This window comes from Ruegeria sp. AO1 (assembly GCF_056535985.1).
On sequence record NZ_JBQFJC010000001.1, the window covers coordinates 2,227,468 to 2,245,764 of the forward strand.

The following is an 18,297-nucleotide window of genomic DNA, read 5'->3' on the forward strand; positions in this document are numbered from 1 at the left end:
CAGTAGTATAGATCAGTCCCGCCGCAACGCTTTGAGAACGCGATCTAGATCCTTGCTTTGCTTGCTGACCTGCGCCGGAGCCTTTTTGACCAGGTTGTAATACAGCGTCGGGTCATAAATCTGCACCGCAAGCCCCAGACGTTCAGCCGTTAGAAGACCTTGCGCCTGCAGCAGCTGGTATGCCGCCAAGGACCGTTCGGTGCGCGAGGCGACCTCGGCCAATTGCGCGTCCAGAAGATCCTGCTGAGCGGTCAGCACGTCCAGCGTGGTTCGCGCGCCCAGCGTTGCTTCTTCGCGAATCCCGTCAAAGGCCACCTGCGAGGCGCGAACCCGCTCGGTTGAGGCCGTCAGGCTGGCCGTTGCCGTTTGGAACCGGACAAAGGCATCTGTCACACCCTGAGTGATGTTCTTCTGCACGTTCAGCAGATTGGCCCGCGACGAATCCCGGGTTGCCATCGCGCGACGTACGTTGGCTGCAAGACGACCGCCTGCATAGATCGGCTGATTGAAGTTCAGCGAAACCGTGGCGTCGTTGATGTAGTCATCATTGTCATACCGCTGCGTCACACCCGCATCCGCGTTCAGGCTGACATTGGGCCCAAGGTTGGCACGTTGCTGCTGCACGATCAAATCCAGCGCCCGCACCTGGTGCTGAGCCGATAGAATCGCCGGGTGATTGCGTTGCGCGAGGCTGATTGCCTCGGATTGCGAGCGTGGGAGGTTCGGAAGCCCCGGCTGCCCAGCCGTACGCCCCGGCAGTTTGCCGACCGCATTAACATACTCGGCCTGAGCGGTGCTGAGATCCCCTCTGGCATCCGCAAGATCCGCGCGCGAACTGGCCAGCTGCGCCTCAGAAAGAGCCACGTCAGTCCGCGTGACTTCACCCACTTCGAAGCGGTCGTTCGAGGCCCGAAGTTCCTCGCTCGACAGATCGACGTTGTTTTGCCGAATCTGAACTGTTTCCTCTTGAAGGAGAACGCTCAGATACGCGGTTGCGGCCCGGAAAAGAACTTGCTGTTCGATATCAATCAGCGACTGGCGCGTCGACAGAACCGTTTCTTGTGCGGACTGCTTGCCCAGCACCGATGCCCCGCCATCATACAAAAGCTGGCTGAGCGTCAGACCCGAGAAGAATCGCGACGGGTCGGTACTGGTTCTGACACCGCTGGTCCGGGTTCTCGTGTAATCCTGACTGACCTGTACCGTCCAGTTGATGATCGGGCGCAGCGCGGAAAGCGCAATTGCCACGTCTTCATCCGCCGCCCGCAACAGGGCTCGGTTCTGTTCCAGCAGACCGCTGGTGTTATACGCTCCGATGAACGCATCTGTCAGGTTGTCAGCCCAGACGGCCCGTCCGGGAACAGTACTCAGGGCAATGGCCGCAGTCACTGCAAGCGCTTTGACCAGCTTTCCCGCTGTCTTTCCACGCATACCAAATCCTCTCAAATCGAAATTACGCTGCCTCTCCGGCAGTTTGCGTCTTTATGTTCAACTAATCAAGGTGGTGGAAACAACAGTCAGCGGACTATAGCGAAAATGCACACTCTTGGGAAAAACCGTCCAAAACCAGCGCACTGGCGTTGAAGGCATCCCGCCAACTGACCACACCACCGGCCTTGCGACCTATGCGAACCGTACCCAGTCGCCCATCCACAAACAGACAGGCGATCCGGCCCTGATCCTTCAATTGGTCCAGTACCGTGTCGGGCACCTGTTCGACACCGCCTTGTATCATAATCACGTCATAAGGGCCATGCTCGGCAGCCCCTTCTCCAAGAGGACCTACATGGATGACGGCATTATCGACGTTTTCTTCCGTCAGCACGCTTTGCGCCTCAGAGGCAAGATGTTCGTCGGATTCGACGCCTACCACCAGCTGCGCCATTCGAGCGGCGATTGCGGTCGAATACCCGTAGGCCGACGCGATATCGAGGACCATTTCGTCATTGGAGATATTCAGCGCATCCAACATCTTGGCTAGAGTGCGCGGCTCAAGAATGCAGCGGTTGTTGCCCAGATCGATCAACCCTTCGACATAGGCCGCTTCGCGCTGTGCAGTTGGCACAAAGCTTTCACGCGGAACGGACAGCATCGCGTCGATAATTGGAAACTTGGTCACATCCGAGGGTCGTACCTGCGTATCAACCATGGTGCGGCGCCGGGCTGCGAAATCTGACATCTGATCTCTCTTTTCAATCCCTTGGGTATTTGGCTTGTGCCACACTCGACCTGACTCGACAACGGCCCAGATGCCGCAAGCCTGGTTCACGATCCGTTTAGACCAGCCGCACACAAATATTGATTTGCGGCCCAAAATCGACGGCAATCCTCTGGACGCCCCCGATGAAAGCTGCTAAAACGCCCACCACACCACGGCAAGTATTTGATTTTACTTGAAAAGGCGAGTTGGCGGAGTGGTGACGCAGCGGATTGCAAATCCGTGTACACCGGTTCGATTCCGGTACTCGCCTCCACATCCCCCTCCTTTAAATACCGGCTCCGGAATTCAGTTTTCAGGAGGAACGCCCCTGAGGCACAACCTCGTAACCTGGTTCTTCCGGCTCATCGTCCAGCATTTCCGTAGGAAAACCCGGTGCGCGGATGTCCAGGCCTGTGGCCTCTTCCAGACGTTTTATGATGTTTGGCGACAGCTCACGCTCGCCAAACCGGGCGATGCCATCCTCAAAGATCTTGATCATCACCGGATTGATTTCCAGCGGAACACCGGCGCGGTCGGCGACGTCCTGAAACAGGCCGATATCCTTTTTCACCAAATCCATAGTAAACGAAATATCGCGCGAGCCGTTCAAGATCACCTGGCTTTCGGTTTCGTGAACAAACGAGGTCCCTGACGAGATTTTGATGGCCTCGTAGGTGGTGTTCAAATCCATCCCGGCGGCCTTGGCGGTGACCAGCGCTTCAGCACAAGTGATCAGGTTGGCTGTGGCCAGATAGTTGGTCAGCACCTTCAGGACCGAGGCTGAGCCGAGCTCTCCGGTGTGCAGAACCCGCCGACCCATGGTCGTCAAGAAGGGCAGAATGCGTTCGAACGTATCGCGGTCGCAGCCAGCGAAGATAGAGATATTGCCCGTCGCCGCACGGTGGCAGCCACCCGAGACAGGGCAATCGACGGCGGCCCCTCCGCGCTCCAGAACCAAGGCACCCAGCCGCTTGACCTCAGCCTCGTCAGTGGTGGACATCTCCATCCAGATTTTACCGGGGCCAACTTCGGGCAGCATCTCCTGCATCACCGCGTCCGAGGCCGCTGGCGACGGCAGGCAGGTGATCACGGCATCGCATTCGCGCATCATCTGGGCCGGGTTTTCAGCCGCTTTGGCCCCCTGCGCGACAAAACCCTCAACCAGATCGGAGCTCAGGTCATGAACCGTCAGGTCGATTCCATTGCGCAGCAATGACCCTGACAGCTTACCGCCCACATTCCCAAGCCCGATAAAACCTACTTTCATGGATTTCGCCTCCGTTTACGATTTGAGGCCATGCGACCATGCATCAGCGCCATGTTCATGCCGCCTAGCGACGCTGGCAGGTCGCTTTTCAACGTGCCGCAGCGGTCTGAGCTGCATCACGCTTGACAAGCTGCGGGTGCGTGCCGCATGAGCCTCGTGTTGGTGTCTGTGCGAACAGATGAAAAGGGAATGCGTCAACGGGTTTTCCGCCAAGCGCAGCCGCCCCCGCGACCGTGACCGGAGAGGATGCCCAAGCCACTGGCGAAAAGCCGGGAAGGCGGGACATCCGACAGAGTACGCCTCTGACATCCGCAAGCCGGGAGACCTGCCAGCGCCCGAAGATGAAACCGGACGGGGTGTTCCGGTGTCGGGTCAAGGGACCCGCATGAAACCCCGTCCCCCACGATGAGGATTTGGGGGGATGAGAGACATGACCGAGACCGCTCCGGTCGAATTACTGGTTTGCACCACCTGTCGTCGCGGGCTGCCCGCTGAAGACGATGCGAAACGCCCCGGCACCCTGTTGCACAAAGCGCTTGAACAGGCGGACCTACCGGAAGGGATTACCCTCAAAGCCGTGGAATGCTTGTCCAACTGCAACGAGGGCTGTTCCATCGTGCTGCGTGGCGGCCCGGATCGCTGGACCTTTGTCTATGAACATTTGAACGAAACCGACCATGTCGACGTGATCGTTGACGGCGCCACCAAGTACCTCGCGACCGAAGATGGTCTGGTCAAATGGCGTGAGCGCCCTGAACACTTCCGCAAAAACTGCGCAGCCCGTATTCCCCCGATTGGAGCCCTGAAATGAGCAACTTGGAAAAACTCCCCGTCACCGTGATCACTGGCTTCTTGGGCTCGGGCAAAACAACTCTCGTTAAGCACCTGATGCAGAACCCGCAAGGCAAGCGTCTGGCCGTGGTTGTTAATGAGTTCGGCGATGTCGGCGTCGATGGCGATATCCTGAAATCCTGCGCGATCCCGGATTGTCCGGTGGAAAACATCATGGAACTGGCGAACGGCTGCATCTGCTGCACTGTGGCCGATGATTTCATCCCGACCATCGAAGCCCTTATGGCGCTGGAGCCGCGCCCCGATCACATCCTGATCGAAACCTCGGGCCTCGCCCTGCCCAAGCCGCTGCTGAAGGCGTTCGACTGGCCCGATATCCGATCGAAAATCACTGTTGATGGCGTGATCGCGCTGGCCGATGCCGAGGCCGTCGCCGCTGGTCGCTTTGCTCCGAATGTCGAAGCGGTGGACGCTCAGCGCATGGCTGATGACTCGATCGACCATGAAACGCCCTTATCCGAGGTGTTTGAGGATCAGATTTCCTGCGCCGATATCATCCTGCTGACCAAGCCTGATCTGGCCGGTCCCGAAGGCGTGGCAAAAGCCAAAGAGATCATCGCCGCCGAGGCCCCTCGCCCGCTGCCCGTTGTCGAAGTGGCCGAAGGCGCCGTGGATGTGCGCGTCGTTCTGGGTCTTGAGGCCGCAGCCGAGGATGACATGGACGCTCGTCCTTCGCATCACGACGGTCACCACGATCACGAGCATGACGATTTCGAAAGCATCATCGTTGATCTGCCGGAACAGTCCGATCCTGCCGATTTGGTCGCCAAGATCGAACGTCTGGCCAATGAGCTGAACATCCTGCGCGTCAAAGGCTATGCCGCCGTGCAAGGCAAGCCGATGCGCCTGCTGGTGCAGGCCGTGGGTGCCCGTGTGCGTCATCAATACGACCGTCCATGGGGCCCCGGTGAGGAACGCCGCTCGCGCATGGTGGTGATCGCCGAGCACGATGATATCAAAGAAGCGGAAATCCGCGATATCCTCGCGGGTGTGACCGAGGCCGCCGAGTAAGGCCCATGCACGTCGTCTTCCGCGAAAGCCACGGGTTAGAAGAAACGGAAATCCCAACCGATCTGGGCCAGAGCCCGGCGGATTTGGTGGTGCTGTCCTTCTCGGACAGCGACCTTGGCGCTTTCGCGGCGGGCTGGCATCGCGGTGGCGGGCCGGATGGGCGTATGCCCACGATGCGGTTGGCGAACCTGACGGCGTTGAAACATCCTCTGTCCGTCGACACCTACGTGGAGCAGACGCTGGAGGGTGCGAAGGGCATTCTGATCCGCCTGATTGGCGGCGTGCCTTACTGGGCTTACGGGCTGCAGCAAGTGCTGTCGCTGGCGAAGGCCAAGGGCATCGCGTTGGCCGTCCTACCCGCCGACGGGCGTGAGGACCCGCGGCTGGATGACTATTCCACCCTGCCCGTCTCGACCCTGCGCCGTCTGGCACATCTCTGCGACACAGGCGGCGAAGTCGCGGCACAGGCCGCCTTGGCGCAGATGGCATTGGCGGCGGGGCTTTATGCCGGCCTTGTTATGGGGGCTAAAACCCTGCCCGAATCTGGCGCGTGGTGTCCTGATCGCGGCGTGATCCCGGTTGAGACAGCCTTTTCGGGCGACGCAAAACGTATCGTCGTCACCTTCTATCGCGCCTACCTGACCTCGGCGGACACGGCCCCTGTCGCCGCCGTGATCCGCAGCTTGCGGGATCGGGGGTTCGAGGCTGTGGGTCTCTTCGCGCCCTCGCTCAAAGCACCTGCTGCCGCTGAATGGTTGCGTGAAAACATCGTCGCTCTGAAGCCTTCGGCGATCATCAACGCCACCTCGTTCTCGGGCAAAGGCGCATCGGGAACGTCTCCTTTGGACGCGGCGGGCGTGCCCGTGTTTCAGATGGCCCTCGCCACATCCCGCCGCAAGGCTTGGGCCGAGGCCGAACGGGGCCTTTCCCCTGCCGATCTTGCCATGCATGTGGTGCTGCCCGAAGTCGACGGGCGCATTTCGGCGGGCATTGCCTCGTTCAAGGAACCGGGCAAGCGCGATCCGCATCTGGAATATTCCCGCTTTGCCCACCGGGCTGAGCAAGAGCGGATCGAAGCGATTATCGACCGTGTCGCCGGCTGGCTAACCCTGCATGACAAGCCCAAGGCGGATCAGGTGCCCGCGCTGGTGCTGTCGACCTATCCTGGCAAAGACTGGCAAATGGCGCATGCGGTGGGCCTCGACGCGCTGGCTTCGGCCGAGGCGATGCTGACCGATCTTCAGGCCGAGGGCTACAGCACCGCGCCGGCTGAGCCGATTGCGGAAACCCTGCTGGACGCGCGCATTTCGTGGTCTTTGGAAGATTACCAGGCAGCCCTAGCTGACCTGCCTGAGCAAATGCGGGCCGATCTCCAAACCGTTTGGGGCAAGCCCGAAGACGACCCTTTTTTAACCGAAGGCGCATTCCACTTCACCGCCCTGCGCCGAGGCAACGCGCTGGTTGCACTCCAACCCGAACGCGGTACGCCCGAGCTGCGCGATGACGACTATCACGACCTATCTCGCACCCCGTGTCACAGCTATGTCGCCTTTTATCTGTGGCTCCGCAAAGGGCTGGGCGCAGACGCTTTGATCCATATCGGCGCGCATGGCACTCTGGAATGGCTTCCGGGCAAGTCCGTTGCTCTGTCGGCGAATTGCTGGCCCGAGGCGCTGATCCGCGACTTGCCAGTGATCTACCCCTTCATCGTCAACGACCCAGGCGAGGCCGCGCAAGCCAAGCGTCGGATCGGGGCCGTGACGCTGGGCCATATCCCGCCCCCGATGAAGGAAAGCGGCACCCCAGATCGTATGGTACGTCTGGAATCTCTGCTTGATGAGTTCTCGAACGCAGACGGGCTTGATCCCAAACGCCGTGACCGCCTGCAGGAAAATATCCGCGACGAGGCACAAGCCATCGGGTTGGAAAGCGATCTGGGTCTCGATCAGGCCACCTGCACCGCCGAGGCGATTACCCGCATCGACCGCTTTGTCTGCGATATCAAAGAAAGCCAGTTCGGCGACGGGCTGCATATCTATGGCCGTGCGCCTGAGGTTCCCGGTACTTTCGACCCCGCGCCTTCGGCCCATGCGGAACGCAACGCTCTGATCGACGCGCTGGCCGGGAAACGGATCGAGGCCGGGCCGTCCGGTTCCCCCTATCGCGGTCGCTCGGATGTTCTGCCGACCGGGCGGAACCTCTATACCACCGACCCCCGCTCGGTTCCCACGCGGGCGGCCTACACCCAAGGCGTCAAACTGGCCGAGGAACTGGTCCGCCGTCACCTTCAGGAAGAAGGCGACTATCCCAAGGGGCTAATAGTAGACCTGTGGGGCTCGGCCACGATGCGCACGGCAGGCGAGGAATTCGCCATGGCGTTGCACCTGCTGGGCGTGAAACCGGTCTGGGACAAAGGCTCGGAACGAGTCTCGGGGATCGAGGTGCTGCCGATCACCGATCTCAGCCGCCCGCGCTTGGACGTGACGCTGCGTGTGTCGGGCCTGTTCCGGGACGTCTTCCCAACCCTCTCGACACTTTACGGTCAGGCGATCCGCGCATTGGCGGCGCGGGATGAGGCGACCGACTGGAACCCCTATGCCGGTCAGGCCCCGTCGGCCCGTGTGTTCGGCCCCGCGCCCGGCAGCTATGGCGTCAACATGACCCAGCTGTCCGAGGTCTATACTGAAGAGGCCCGCGCGCAGGCGGGTGAGGCATGGCTTGAGGCCAGCTCTTTTGCGCTGGAGGGCGAGAATATCTTTCAGGACAAGGCGGGTATCACCCAGCGTGTGGCACATGCCGACAGTTTTGTTCACCTGCAGGACCTGACCGAAACAGACCTGCTGCTGGCCAATGACTACGCCACGCATGAGGCCGGTTTTGCCGCCGCCAAGAAGGCCACGGGTGGCACCGCGCAGCTGTATCATCTGGACAACACCAACCCCGAGAACCCACGCGCCCGCACCCTGCCGGAAGAGATCAGCCGCGTCGTCCACGCCCGCGCTGCCAATCCGGACTGGATCGCCGGGATGCAGCGGCATGGATTCCGAGGCGCGGCCGAGATCGCGGCGACTTTGGATCACATGGCCTCGTTTGCGCATCTGTCGGGTACCGTTGCGCCGCATCTGTTCGACCTCTACCACGATGCCACGCTGGGCGATGAAGACGTGGATGCCTTCCTGCAGCAGGCCAATCCACAGGCCCATCAGGCCATGCAGGACCGGTTCCGCGCGCTGTTGGATGCTGGGCTGTGGAATACCCGGCGCAACTCGATCCGGGCGGATCTGGAGGGGCTGGGATGAGCGCGCCCACCCCAAAACCAGTCGTCCAAGGTTGGTGCCCCGGCGCCCACCGACCGATGATGTCTGGGGATGGGCTGGTGGTGCGCGTGCGCCCTCGGCTGGCTCGGCTGACCGCGCCACAAGCGCTTGGTCTGTGTGAACTGGCCCAGCAATTCGGCAACGGCACAATCGACCTGACCAACCGCGCGAACCTACAGTTGCGCGGCGTGCAGGAAGGTGATCACCAGGCATTGCTGTCCGAGCTGTCCGCGCTTGGGCCGTTGGACGCGGAGCCGGGCATTGAGGTCCGGCGCAACATTCTGGTCTCACCGCTTTACCAGCCGGGCGATCTGACCGCGCGGTTGACACAGGAATTGATCGACCGCCTGAGCGAATTGCCTGATCTACCAGCCAAATTCGGCTTTGCCATCGACACAGGACCGGCGCGCCTGCTGGCGGCGGACTCGGCCGATATCCGGTTGGAGCGTTCCGCCGATGGGCTCATCCTGCGCGCCGACGGGGCAGAGACAGGGCACGCAGTTTCCGAGGCTGAGGCCATTGATCACCTGATTGCTCTGGCCACTTGGTTTGCGGAAGCCTTCACGCCAGACACCCGCCGCATGGCGCGGGTCGTGGCGGCTTTTGGTCTGCCTGCGGAATGGCAGTGCCGCGACCCCGGACCAATTGGCGCGTCGTTACAACCAGGCGCTTGCGATCTAGGTAGCCTCTACGGTGCGGCCTTTGGGCAATTGCCCGCAAATGAGCTCCACGCGCTGATCCTCGACAGCGGCGCCTCTGCCCTGCGTGTCACCCCTTGGCGACTGATCCTCCTGGAAGGCGGGGCGGCGATACCTGCACCGGGTTTTGTCACGGACGGCACCGACCCGCTTATGACCACCGACGCCTGCCCCGGCGCGCCGTTCTGCCCGCAGGCCCAAGCGGAAACCCGCGATATTGCCCGTGCGTTGGCCCCGCGTGTACCCGGCACCTTTCATGTCTCGGGCTGTTCCAAGGGGTGCGCCCGGATGGGCCCCGCAGATGTGACATTAGTCGGTCAGAATGAACGATTTGATCTTGTCAAACAGGGCCGCGCAGGGGATGAGCCAATCCTGCGCGGGCTGACCCCCGAAACACTGATGACGATGGACTTCACCTGATGCCCTACACTTACGAAACCGACGGCGCGGCGATCTACAAGGAGAGCTTTGCAACCATCAGGTCCGAGGCCGATCTGGCCCGGTTCGACTCCGATGAAGAGCAGGTCGCCGTTCGGATGATCCACGCAGCTGGCATGGTCGGGCTGGAAGAGTTCGTCCATTTCTCGCCCGGTTTCGTCAGTGCCGCGCGCACCGCGCTGGAAAACGGCGCGCCGATCCTGTGTGACGCGCGCATGGTCAGCGAGGGCGTGACCCGGTTCCGCCTGCCCACCGAGAATGAGGTGATCTGCACCCTGCATGACGAGCGCGTGCGCCCTCTGGCTGCAGAAATGAGCAACACACGCTCTGCCGCAGCGCTTGAGCTGTGGCGCCCGCATCTTGAGGGCGCTGTGGTCGCTATCGGCAATGCGCCGACGGCCCTTTTTCACCTGCTGAACATGCTGGAAGACCCCGACTGCCCGCGCCCCGCCGCCATCATCGGTTGCCCTGTGGGCTTTGTCGGCGCGGTCGAATCCAAGGACGCCTTGTGGGAGGCACAGCCGGTGCCGTCCTGCATCGTAAAAGGCCGTCTCGGTGGCAGCGCCATCACAGTCGCCGCCATCAACGCCATCGCGAGCCGCGCCGAATGAGCGCCGGCAAGATATATGGCGTTGGCCTCGGCCCCGGTGACCCCGACCTGATGAGCGTGCGGGCCGACCGCCTGCTGCGCAATGCCCGCCACGTGGCGTTTTTCCGCAAGCCGGGCCGCAGTGGTCAGGCCCGCCAGATCGTCAACGGTATGATCCCGGAAGGCGCGGTGGAGTTCCCGATGGAATACCCCGTCACAACCGAGATCCCTCTTAACGATCCGCGCTACAATGAGTTGCTGGCGGCGTTCTACGAGGACTGCGCGCACCATCTGAAAGCCCTTGTTGAGAAGGGCGAAGACGTCGTTGTTCTCTGCGAGGGCGACCCGTTTTTCTACGGCTCGTTCATGCATCTCTATACCCGCTTGCGCGACATCGCCCCCGTCGAAGTCGTCCCGGCCATTACCGGCATGTCCGGCGCTTGGACAGCAACCGGCGATCCGATCACATGGGGCGACGATATTCTGACCGTTCTTGCCGCCACCCTACCCGAAGAGGTTCTGGCCGAACGCATGGCGAAGACTGACGCGCTGGTCGTGATGAAGATTGGACGCAATATCGACAAGGTGAAGCGCGCGCTCAAGACCGCCGGAATGTATGACCGCGCGTGGATCGTGGAATACGCGCAAATGCCGAACCAACGCGTCTGCAAATTGTCCGAGAATTATGAGGGGATCACCCCCTATTTCTCGATCATCCTGGTGCACGGTCAAGGGCGACGGCCATGAGCGGCTGGGTCAAGATCGCAGGCCTCGGGCCGGGCAATGAAGACCTGGTCACGCCCGAAGTCTCCGCTGCGCTGGCCGAGGCGACCGATGTGGTGGGCTACATCCCCTATGTCGCGCGCGTGGCCGAACGCCCCGGCCTGACTCTGCATGCCAGTGACAACCGGGTTGAGATCGATCGTTCGCAACACGCGCTGCAGATGGCTGCCGAGGGGAAGCGCGTGGTCGTTGTGTCCTCGGGTGACCCGGGTGTCTTTGCGATGGCCGCTGCAGTGTTCGAGGCGCTGGAGAACGGCCCTGAAGAATGGCGTAACATTCAGATCGACGTGCTGCCGGGGATCACTGCGATGCTGGCCGCGTCTGCCCGCGCCGGTGCACCCATGGGGCATGATTTCTGCGCTATCAACCTTAGTGACAACCTCAAGCCCTGGTCCCTGATCGAAAAGCGGCTGCGTCTGGCGGCGCAGGCGGACTTCTCGATGGCCTTTTACAATCCGCGCTCGAAGTCGCGGCCGGAAGGGTTTGTAAAGACGCTGGAAATCCTGCGCGAGGAATGTGAGCCTGAACGTCTGATCCTGTTCGCGCGCGCCGTGTCGCGCGAGGACGAAGCGATCCGGATCTCCACTCTGGCCGAGGCCACGCCCGAGATGGCGGATATGCAGACGGTGGTCATTGTCGGATCATCGCGCACCCGCGTGATCAAACGCGACGGCGCGCCGATCGTCTACACCCCGAGGTTCACCCCGGAATGAGCCAGCCAGTCCAGAACCTGTGCAATTGTCGACAGCTCGGTCCGCTCTGGCAGGACCGGACGGTCGATCATCAGCACCGGCAGGCCAAGCGCCCGCGCCGCGTCCAGCTTGGCCCGCGCGCCCGTACCGCCTGCGTTCTTGGATACAACCAACTGCGTCTCGTGCCTCTGCATCAGCGCGCGGTCATCGGCCTCGGCAAACGGGCCGCGGGCGACAACCACTTCGGCATTCGGCAAGGGCAGTTCATCGGGCTCATCGACCAGACGCAGCAGATAGTGATGCTGGGGCTGGGCCGCGAACTCCTCGAGATGCATCCGGCCAACCGCGAGGAACACGCGTTGCGCCTCGACGTTCAACGCATCAACTGCGGCGGGGATATCGGGAACGTGTCGCCAGTCATCACCGGGCTGCGCGCGCCAAGCGGGTCGAGTCAGCGCGGCCAGTGGCGTTTGCGCCTCACAGCAGGCCTCAATCGCGTTTCGGCTCATCTGCGAGGCGAAAGGATGCGACGCGTCGATCACATGGCTGATCCCGTTGTCGCGGATGTAAGCAACCAGACCCTGCACGCCGCCAAACCCGCCGACCCGAACCGGCAAGGGCTGCGGGCGCGGTTTCTCGACCCGTCCTGCGTAGGAGTATATCGCCGCAAGCCTTTGTTCGGAAACGGCTTTGGCCAAAGCATTTGCCTCGGTCGTGCCGCCCAGAATAAGCACATTGGAGATCAGGGGGTTGGTCATGTCTGATACTCCGTGGCTAACCGTTCTGGGCCTGGGTGAAGATGGGCTTGATGGCCTGTCGCCCGCAAATCGTCAAGTGCTGGATCGGGCCGAGGTCATCATGGGCCCGCCTCGCCACCTTTCGCTGGTGCCGGAAACAGGGACTGAGCGGATCGAATGGCCGGTGCCTTTCTCCGACGGGCTGCCGATCCTGACCGGGCTTCGGGGTCGTGCGACCGTGGTTCTCGCCTCGGGCGATCCGTTCTGGTTCGGGGCGGGTTCGGTGATTGCACGCAACTTCGACGCTGCCGAGTGGACCGCCCGACCCGGCCAATCGACCTTTTCGCTGGCCGCCGCGCGTTTGGGGTGGCCGCTGGAGGGCACCCAGACCTTTGGCCTGCACGCCGCTCCTCTGACGCGTTTGCGACCGCACCTGTCTCCGGGGCTGCGGGCGATCATCCTGTTGCGCAATGGTGCTGCCGTTGCAGAGCTTGCGACCTATCTGACTGAGACCGGGTTCGCCGATACCCAGTTGCACGTGATGGAGGCATTGGGCGGCCCGCGTGAACGCGCGCGCTCGGTCTCGTTGACCGAAGCGCTTCTGGGCACGTTCGATCACCCGGTCTGCGTCGGGCTGGAGGTTGCGGGCGAAGGGCGCGTTTTCCCCAAGGCATCCGGTAAACCCGACGAGATTTTCGAGACCGACGGCCAGATCACCAAACGCCCGATCCGTGCGCTGACCCTGTCGGCGCTGGCCCCGCAACGCGGCGAGCATCTGTGGGATATCGGTGGCGGCACCGGGTCGATCAGCATTGAATGGCTGATGTGTGATCCAACTTTGACGGCCACAACAATTGAACCCCGCGAAGACCGTGCCGAACGTATTCGCCGCAATGCCGATGCGTTGGGCCAAGACCGCCTGAACGTCGTGCACGGCACTGCGCCAGAGGCGCTGTCAGGTCTGCCTCTACCTGATGTTGTTTTCATCGGCGGTGGCCTCAGCGCCGACCTCCTAGCCTGGCTCCGCGATGCCCTTCCCGCGGGCACCCGGTTGGTCGCCAATGCCGTCACTTTGGAAAGCGAAGCGCTGCTGGCCCGCTGGCACGAAGAGTTGGGCGGAGATCTATTGCGGATTGAGCTCGCGCAATCGGCACCACTCGGCCCTCGGCGTGGGTGGAAATCGGCCTATCCGGTCGTGCAGTGGAGTGTGACGCTATGATCGTCGCGGGCCTTGGCTTTTCATCGAGCGCAACAGTGGACAGCCTGCGCGCGGCCTATGACGCTGCCGCCGCTGCGCATGACGTTCAAGCCTTGGCAACCGTTGCCGACAAAGAGGGTCACCTGGCTCTGGCCAGTTTCGCAGAAGGCCTTGCCCTGCCCTTGCATTTCGTTGCCGCAGCCGATCTGGCCGGGCAACGCACCCTGACATGTTCGAACCGCAGCCGCGCCACCTATGGCACCGGCAGCGTGGCCGAAGCATCCGCATTGGCCGCCGCCGGAAATGGCGCGCGGCTTCTTTCACCCAGACATATCTCGGACGACCGGCTGGCGACATGCGCCATTGCCATCGGAGGACACTCATGACCGTTCATTTCATTGGCGCTGGACCGGGCGCCGCCGATCTGCTGACCCTGCGTGGGCGTGATATCATCGCCTGCTGCCACGTTTGCCTCTATGCGGGATCTCTGGTGCCGGAAGAGATTTTAGGCCACTGCCCTGAAGGCGCGAAGATCATAAACACTGCGCCGATGGATCTGGATCAGATCATGGCCGAGATCGACGCGGCCCATCAGGCCGGCCATGACGTCGCGCGTCTGCATTCTGGTGATCTGTCCGTCTGGTCGGCGATGGGTGAGCAAATCCGCCGTCTGAAAGAGATGGGCATTCCCGTCAGCGTGACCCCGGGGGTGCCTTCATTCGCGGCAGCTGCGGCGTCTTTGGGCACAGAGTTGACCTTGCCCGGCCTGGCGCAATCGGTGGTCCTAACGCGGACCCCGGGCCGTGCGTCCTCAATGCCCGAAGGCGAAACACTGGAGAACTTCGCCCGCACCGGTGCGACGCTGGCCATTCATTTGTCGATCGGCAACCTGGACAAGGTGATTGCCGATCTGAGCCCTGCTTATGGCGCGGACTGCCCAGTAGCGGTCGTCTACCGGGCCAGTTGGCCGGATGAGCGGATCATCCGCGCGACATTGGCCACCCTTAAAGACGCGTTGGATGAGAGCATTTCGCGCACCGCGCTGATCATGGTCGGGCCTGCGCTGGCGGGTGAAGGGTTCGACGAGAGCTGCCTGTATTCAAAAGACTATGACCGCCGCTACCGCCCTCAGAGCGCGGACAGCCCATGGTCGAGCTGGAGTCATGGTGATGACTAACCCTCCGGGCATTCTGATCTCGGCCCCCTCTTCGGGGACCGGCAAAACCACCGTGATGCTGGGCCTTTTGCGGGCGCTGGCCGAGGATGGCCTCACCGTACAGCCGTTCAAGAGCGGCCCCGACTATATCGACCCAGCCTTCCACCGCGCCGCAGCGGGGCGAGCTTCGTTCAACCTTGATAGTTGGGCGATGGGCGACGGGCTGCTTGGCGCGATCTCGGATCAGGCCGAAGGGGCGGATATCGTGGTGGCCGAAGGCTCGATGGGCTTGTTTGACGGCGTCGCCAAACCCGGAGAGCTGGGGCATGGGTCCAGCGCCGAGACAGCACAGCGGATGGGCTGGCCTGTCGTGCTGGTGTTGGACGTGGGCGGTCAGGCCCAATCGGCAGCGGCGACCGCTCTGGGGTTCAAGATGTTTAACCCCGACCTGCCTTTTGCCGGAGTGATCCTGAACCGTTGCGCCAGCCCTCGGCATGAGCGGTTGACACGGTTGGGTATGGAGCGGGCAGGCCTGCCGGTTCTGGGCGTATTGCCCCGTCGCGGAGACCTGACCCTGCCGGAACGTCATCTGGGGTTGATCCAAGCGGTTGAGCATCCCGATCTGGAAAGCGCCATCGTCGGTTATGCAGCGTTCCTACGTGAACATGTGAACCTTGAAGCGATCAAACTGGCGGCTTCCTCAGACCCCAAAGGGCCATCGTCAGCCGCGCTGCCGCGGCCTCCGGCGCAACGAATCGCGCTGGCCCGAGATGCCGTGTTTTCGTTCACCTATCCGCATCTGTTGGAGGGATGGCGCGCGGCGGGGGCTGAGATCTTGCCGTTTTCGCCGTTGGCCAATGAAGCCCCCGCCGATGATGCCGATCTGGTTTGGTTGCCGGGCGGGTATCCGGAGCTGCACGCGGGCACTTTGGCTGCCGCGGGCACGTTCCTGACCGGTTTGCGGAAACACGCGGAAACCAAGCCGGTGCATGGGGAATGCGGTGGCTATATGGCCCTTGGTGAGGTTCTGATCGACAAAGAGGGCGTGCCGCACCAGATGGCTGGATTGCTGGGGCTGCAGACCTCGTACCAGAAGCGCAAGTTCAACCTGGGGTATCGCCGGGCCGAACTGCTGTCTCCGATGCCGGGGTTTGCGCAAGGCGCATCGCTGCGCGGGCATGAGTTCCACTATTCCTCGATCATCGAACAGCCTGATGCACCGCTGGCGCGCGTGTTCGATGCCGAAGGAGATGAAGGCCCGCAGACCGGATCACGCCGTGGCAATGTCACCGGTACGTTCTTTCACCTCATCGCCGAGGCCTCGGCATGAGTGGGTTTGTGTCATTCATCGGGTCCGGTCCGGGAGACCCGGAATTGCTGACCCTGAAGGCCGTGGACCGGATGCAGAAGGCCGACGCCGTTCTGTTCGACGATCTGAGCAGCGGGCCCATTCTGAGCCACGCGCAACCGGATGCGGATCTTGTGGGCGTCGGCAAACGGGCCGGGCGGCCCTCGCCGAAACAGGATCATGTCAGCCGCCTGCTCGTGGAATACGCGCAGACCGGACAACGTATCGTGCGGTTGAAATCCGGTGATGGCGGCATGTTCGGACGGCTTGAGGAAGAGATCGTCGCCCTGCGTACAGCCGGGATCGACTATGAGATCATCCCCGGCATCCCCTCGGCCATCGCAGCCGCAGCCGCTGCCGGTATTCCGCTGACCCGCAGGCTGACGGCCCGGCGTGTACAGTTTGTCACCGGCCACGATGTCAGCGGGCAACTGCCCCCCGATCTGAACCTGACCGCTTTGGCGGACGCTGCGGCGACCACCGTTGTGTTCATGGGCAAACGGACCTTTCCGCTGCTGGTCGAGGCCCTGCACGCCAACGGCCTGCCACTGGATACGCCTGCACTGATGGCGGAATCCGTTTCCACACCGGATCAGAAGCTGCACCGCTCGACCATTGGCGCGTTGGCCGACACGCTGAAATCCGAGATCGGAACGGCCCCTGCCCTTATCCTCTATGGGCCCTTGGCGGAGTTCGAGGATGTATGAGCTGTCCCTGGTCGGAATTGGCACCGGAAATCCCGATCACGTAACCCTGCAAGGCGCGCAGGCAATCCGCGAGGCGGATCTGATCCTGATCCCGCGCAAGGGTGAGAACAAAGCCGATCTGGCCGGACTGCGGGAGGAGATCATCGCCAAGGTCACTGAGATGCCTCCGCAGATCGCGTATTTCGATATCCCCAAGCGCCGCTCGGACGACGGATATCTGCAAGGCGTCGACGAGTGGCACGATGCTATTGCACTGCGCTGGCAAGAAGCGATGGCGGAACATCCTGAGGCCTCAAAGATCGCCCTATTGATCTGGGGGGATCCCTCGCTTTATGACAGCTCGCTTCGGATTGCCTCTCGGCTGGACCCGCAACCGCGCAAACGCGTGATTCCGGGGATTACCGCGCTACAAGCGCTGACAGCAGCCCATACCATTCCCATCAACGATATCGGCGCGCCTTATGTTGTTACCACTGGCCGTCGTATTCGCGACGAAGGCTGGCCCTCGGACGCCACCAAGGTTGCCGTGATGCTGGACGGCGAGTGTTCGTTCCAGGCTCTGGACATGGAGGCGTTCGATATCTGGTGGGGCGCTTATGTCGGCATGAAGGAAGAGATCCTGATCCACGGCCCGCTGGATGAGGTGGCCGAGACCATTTTGACCACCCGTGCGCAGGCCCGCGCCGATCATGGTTGGATCATGGATATCTACCTGCTGCAAAAACGGTCACCCTGAAGACGCATACGAAAATGTGAATGCAGCGATGGGCGAAACCTGCTCTAGTTGGGCACCAACAAGACGGAGACCCTGTGATGAGAGCAATCTGCGCTGCAATCTGCTTGCTGGCCTCGCCTGCCCTTGCGGATCAGGCCCTGCCGGGATGGGCGGTTCATGACACGGGGAAATCCTATGACGCGCTGGTGGCCGACACCAAGGCTGCCGTCAAGGAACACGGGCTGATCGTTGTCACTCAGGCCGGGCCGACCAAAGCGGCGGCGGCCCGTGGGATCACCATTCCGGGCAATCGCGTGATCGGCGTATTCAACAACGACTATGCGGTGCGGGTACTCGAAACCTCGACCGCTGCGATGATCGAGGCGCCGATTCGCCTCTATGTGACCGAAAATGACGACGGCAGCGCGCGCTTGTCCTACAAAACCCCCAGCTTTGTGTTTGAGCCCTACACGAGTCAGGGCGGGCAGGCCCTGTCCGATATTGCCGCAGAACTGGACCAAAAGTTTCAATCCATCGCGAAAACAGCCGTCAAATAGTCACACTGATGTGAACCCGCTTGCCTCTTGCC

At 62.0% G+C, this 18,297-nt stretch carries 18 protein-coding genes, 1 tRNA gene and 1 riboswitch; of the genes, 15 read left to right on the forward strand and 4 right to left on the reverse strand.

Annotation, left to right across the window (positions count from 1 at the left end):
• Window positions 1-12: 12 nt before the first annotated feature.
• Together ACR3FB_RS11035 and ACR3FB_RS11040 are read right to left on the reverse strand one after the other, a co-directional pair.
• Window positions 13-1,431 carry a TolC family outer membrane protein gene (locus ACR3FB_RS11035; RefSeq protein WP_170374166.1) on the reverse strand — a complete coding sequence of 473 codons (1,419 nt, stop codon included), beginning with the start codon at window positions 1,429-1,431 and terminating at the stop codon, window positions 13-15.
• Window positions 1,432-1,525: 94 nt separating this feature from the next.
• The gene (locus ACR3FB_RS11040; protein ID WP_480563856.1) at window positions 1,526-2,179 is read right to left on the reverse strand and encodes a protein-L-isoaspartate O-methyltransferase family protein; all 654 of its coding nucleotides are present in this window, start codon (window positions 2,177-2,179) and stop codon (window positions 1,526-1,528) included.
• Between the two features lie 221 nt (window positions 2,180-2,400).
• Here ACR3FB_RS11040 and ACR3FB_RS11045 point away from each other — a divergent pair.
• A tRNA-Cys gene (locus tag ACR3FB_RS11045) sits at window positions 2,401-2,474 on the forward strand.
• Window positions 2,475-2,513: 39 nt separating this feature from the next.
• Here ACR3FB_RS11045 and ACR3FB_RS11050 read toward each other — a convergent pair.
• Window positions 2,514-3,467, reverse strand: a complete 954-nt coding sequence (locus ACR3FB_RS11050; RefSeq protein WP_480563854.1) for an NAD(P)-dependent oxidoreductase — start codon at window positions 3,465-3,467, stop codon at window positions 2,514-2,516.
• Between the two features lie 143 nt (window positions 3,468-3,610).
• A riboswitch (cobalamin riboswitch) is annotated at window positions 3,611-3,814 on the forward strand.
• An 83-nt stretch (window positions 3,815-3,897) separates the two neighbouring features.
• On the opposite strand from ACR3FB_RS11050, the gene ACR3FB_RS11055 reads away from it, so the two are divergent.
• The 7 genes from ACR3FB_RS11055 to cobJ are packed head-to-tail and all read left to right on the forward strand — an operon-like array spanning window position 3,898 to window position 11,868.
• On the forward strand, window positions 3,898-4,278 hold the full coding sequence (locus ACR3FB_RS11055) for a DUF1636 family protein (protein ID WP_480563852.1): 381 nt from the start codon (window positions 3,898-3,900) through the stop codon (window positions 4,276-4,278).
• Complete coding sequence (gene cobW, locus ACR3FB_RS11060; RefSeq protein ID WP_480563850.1) at window positions 4,275-5,330, forward strand: cobalamin biosynthesis protein CobW; 1,056 nt, start codon at window positions 4,275-4,277, stop codon at window positions 5,328-5,330. Before ACR3FB_RS11055 ends, cobW begins: the two co-directional genes overlap by 4 nt.
• 5 nt (window positions 5,331-5,335) lie before the next feature.
• Window positions 5,336-8,629, forward strand: a complete 3,294-nt coding sequence (cobN, locus tag ACR3FB_RS11065; protein WP_480563848.1) for a cobaltochelatase subunit CobN — start codon at window positions 5,336-5,338, stop codon at window positions 8,627-8,629.
• On the forward strand, window positions 8,626-9,765 hold the full coding sequence (gene cobG / locus ACR3FB_RS11070; RefSeq protein WP_480563846.1) for a precorrin-3B synthase: 1,140 nt from the start codon (window positions 8,626-8,628) through the stop codon (window positions 9,763-9,765). The genes cobN and cobG overlap by 4 nt, the downstream gene beginning before the upstream one ends.
• Window positions 9,765-10,394 (forward strand): precorrin-8X methylmutase, encoded by a 630-nt coding sequence (locus ACR3FB_RS11075; RefSeq protein ID WP_480563844.1) that lies wholly within the window; start codon window positions 9,765-9,767, stop codon window positions 10,392-10,394. The genes cobG and ACR3FB_RS11075 overlap by 1 nt, the downstream gene beginning before the upstream one ends.
• Complete coding sequence (locus tag ACR3FB_RS11080) at window positions 10,391-11,119, forward strand: precorrin-2 C(20)-methyltransferase (RefSeq protein ID WP_480563842.1); 729 nt, start codon at window positions 10,391-10,393, stop codon at window positions 11,117-11,119. The genes ACR3FB_RS11075 and ACR3FB_RS11080 overlap by 4 nt, the downstream gene beginning before the upstream one ends.
• The gene (gene cobJ, locus ACR3FB_RS11085) at window positions 11,116-11,868 is read left to right on the forward strand and encodes a precorrin-3B C(17)-methyltransferase (RefSeq protein ID WP_480563840.1); all 753 of its coding nucleotides are present in this window, start codon (window positions 11,116-11,118) and stop codon (window positions 11,866-11,868) included. The genes ACR3FB_RS11080 and cobJ overlap by 4 nt, the downstream gene beginning before the upstream one ends.
• Here cobJ and ACR3FB_RS11090 read toward each other — a convergent pair.
• Window positions 11,841-12,605, reverse strand: coding sequence for a cobalt-precorrin-6A reductase (locus ACR3FB_RS11090; protein ID WP_480563838.1), 765 nt, complete (start codon window positions 12,603-12,605; stop codon window positions 11,841-11,843). The two genes, cobJ and ACR3FB_RS11090, sit on opposite strands and share 28 nt — an antisense overlap.
• On the opposite strand from ACR3FB_RS11090, the gene cbiE reads away from it, so the two are divergent.
• The 7 genes from cbiE to ACR3FB_RS11125 all read left to right on the forward strand — a co-directional run bounded on the left by cbiE (window position 12,604) and on the right by ACR3FB_RS11125 (window position 18,265).
• A complete protein-coding gene (gene cbiE, locus ACR3FB_RS11095; RefSeq protein WP_480563836.1) occupies window positions 12,604-13,803 on the forward strand; it encodes a precorrin-6y C5,15-methyltransferase (decarboxylating) subunit CbiE in 1,200 nt (399 codons plus the stop codon). The two genes, ACR3FB_RS11090 and cbiE, sit on opposite strands and share 2 nt — an antisense overlap.
• Window positions 13,800-14,168: a cobalamin biosynthesis protein gene (locus tag ACR3FB_RS11100; RefSeq protein WP_480563834.1), complete on the forward strand. Its 369-nt coding sequence runs from the start codon at window positions 13,800-13,802 to the stop codon at window positions 14,166-14,168. The genes cbiE and ACR3FB_RS11100 overlap by 4 nt, the downstream gene beginning before the upstream one ends.
• Window positions 14,165-14,959 (forward strand): precorrin-4 C(11)-methyltransferase, encoded by a 795-nt coding sequence (gene cobM / locus ACR3FB_RS11105; RefSeq protein WP_480563832.1) that lies wholly within the window; start codon window positions 14,165-14,167, stop codon window positions 14,957-14,959. Before ACR3FB_RS11100 ends, cobM begins: the two co-directional genes overlap by 4 nt.
• The gene (locus ACR3FB_RS11110) at window positions 14,946-16,268 is read left to right on the forward strand and encodes a cobyrinic acid a,c-diamide synthase CobB (RefSeq protein WP_480564988.1); all 1,323 of its coding nucleotides are present in this window, start codon (window positions 14,946-14,948) and stop codon (window positions 16,266-16,268) included. Before cobM ends, ACR3FB_RS11110 begins: the two co-directional genes overlap by 14 nt.
• Window positions 16,265-16,993 carry a uroporphyrinogen-III C-methyltransferase gene (gene cobA / locus ACR3FB_RS11115; protein WP_170676621.1) on the forward strand — a complete coding sequence of 243 codons (729 nt, stop codon included), beginning with the start codon at window positions 16,265-16,267 and terminating at the stop codon, window positions 16,991-16,993. The genes ACR3FB_RS11110 and cobA overlap by 4 nt, the downstream gene beginning before the upstream one ends.
• Window positions 16,986-17,729, forward strand: coding sequence for a precorrin-6A synthase (deacetylating) (gene cobF, locus ACR3FB_RS11120; RefSeq protein ID WP_480563830.1), 744 nt, complete (start codon window positions 16,986-16,988; stop codon window positions 17,727-17,729). Before cobA ends, cobF begins: the two co-directional genes overlap by 8 nt.
• Before the next feature lie 77 nt (window positions 17,730-17,806).
• Window positions 17,807-18,265, forward strand: coding sequence for a DUF302 domain-containing protein (locus ACR3FB_RS11125; RefSeq protein ID WP_425083159.1), 459 nt, complete (start codon window positions 17,807-17,809; stop codon window positions 18,263-18,265).
• The last annotated feature ends 32 nt before the right edge of the window (window positions 18,266-18,297 follow it).

Excerpts from the sequence above, each read along its gene's own strand:
- ACR3FB_RS11035 (WP_170374166.1), bottom strand. The coding sequence starts at position 1,431 with ATGCGTGGAAAGACAGCGGGAAAGCTGGTCAAAGCGCTTGCAGTGACT.
- ACR3FB_RS11040 (WP_480563856.1), bottom strand. The coding sequence starts at position 2,179 with ATGTCAGATTTCGCAGCCCGGCGCCGCACCATGGTTGATACGCAGGTA.
- ACR3FB_RS11050 (WP_480563854.1), bottom strand. The coding sequence starts at position 3,467 with ATGAAAGTAGGTTTTATCGGGCTTGGGAATGTGGGCGGTAAGCTGTCA.
- ACR3FB_RS11055 (WP_480563852.1), top strand. The coding sequence starts at position 3,898 with ATGACCGAGACCGCTCCGGTCGAATTACTGGTTTGCACCACCTGTCGT.
- cobW (WP_480563850.1), top strand. The coding sequence starts at position 4,275 with ATGAGCAACTTGGAAAAACTCCCCGTCACCGTGATCACTGGCTTCTTG.
- cobN (WP_480563848.1), top strand. The coding sequence starts at position 5,336 with ATGCACGTCGTCTTCCGCGAAAGCCACGGGTTAGAAGAAACGGAAATC.
- cobG (WP_480563846.1), top strand. The coding sequence starts at position 8,626 with ATGAGCGCGCCCACCCCAAAACCAGTCGTCCAAGGTTGGTGCCCCGGC.
- ACR3FB_RS11075 (WP_480563844.1), top strand. The coding sequence starts at position 9,765 with ATGCCCTACACTTACGAAACCGACGGCGCGGCGATCTACAAGGAGAGC.
- ACR3FB_RS11080 (WP_480563842.1), top strand. The coding sequence starts at position 10,391 with ATGAGCGCCGGCAAGATATATGGCGTTGGCCTCGGCCCCGGTGACCCC.
- cobJ (WP_480563840.1), top strand. The coding sequence starts at position 11,116 with ATGAGCGGCTGGGTCAAGATCGCAGGCCTCGGGCCGGGCAATGAAGAC.
- cbiE (WP_480563836.1), top strand. The coding sequence starts at position 12,604 with ATGTCTGATACTCCGTGGCTAACCGTTCTGGGCCTGGGTGAAGATGGG.
- ACR3FB_RS11090 (WP_480563838.1), bottom strand. The coding sequence starts at position 12,605 with ATGACCAACCCCCTGATCTCCAATGTGCTTATTCTGGGCGGCACGACC.
- ACR3FB_RS11100 (WP_480563834.1), top strand. The coding sequence starts at position 13,800 with ATGATCGTCGCGGGCCTTGGCTTTTCATCGAGCGCAACAGTGGACAGC.
- cobM (WP_480563832.1), top strand. The coding sequence starts at position 14,165 with ATGACCGTTCATTTCATTGGCGCTGGACCGGGCGCCGCCGATCTGCTG.
- ACR3FB_RS11110 (WP_480564988.1), top strand. The coding sequence starts at position 14,946 with ATGGTGATGACTAACCCTCCGGGCATTCTGATCTCGGCCCCCTCTTCG.
- cobA (WP_170676621.1), top strand. The coding sequence starts at position 16,265 with ATGAGTGGGTTTGTGTCATTCATCGGGTCCGGTCCGGGAGACCCGGAA.
- cobF (WP_480563830.1), top strand. The coding sequence starts at position 16,986 with ATGTATGAGCTGTCCCTGGTCGGAATTGGCACCGGAAATCCCGATCAC.
- ACR3FB_RS11125 (WP_425083159.1), top strand. The coding sequence starts at position 17,807 with ATGAGAGCAATCTGCGCTGCAATCTGCTTGCTGGCCTCGCCTGCCCTT.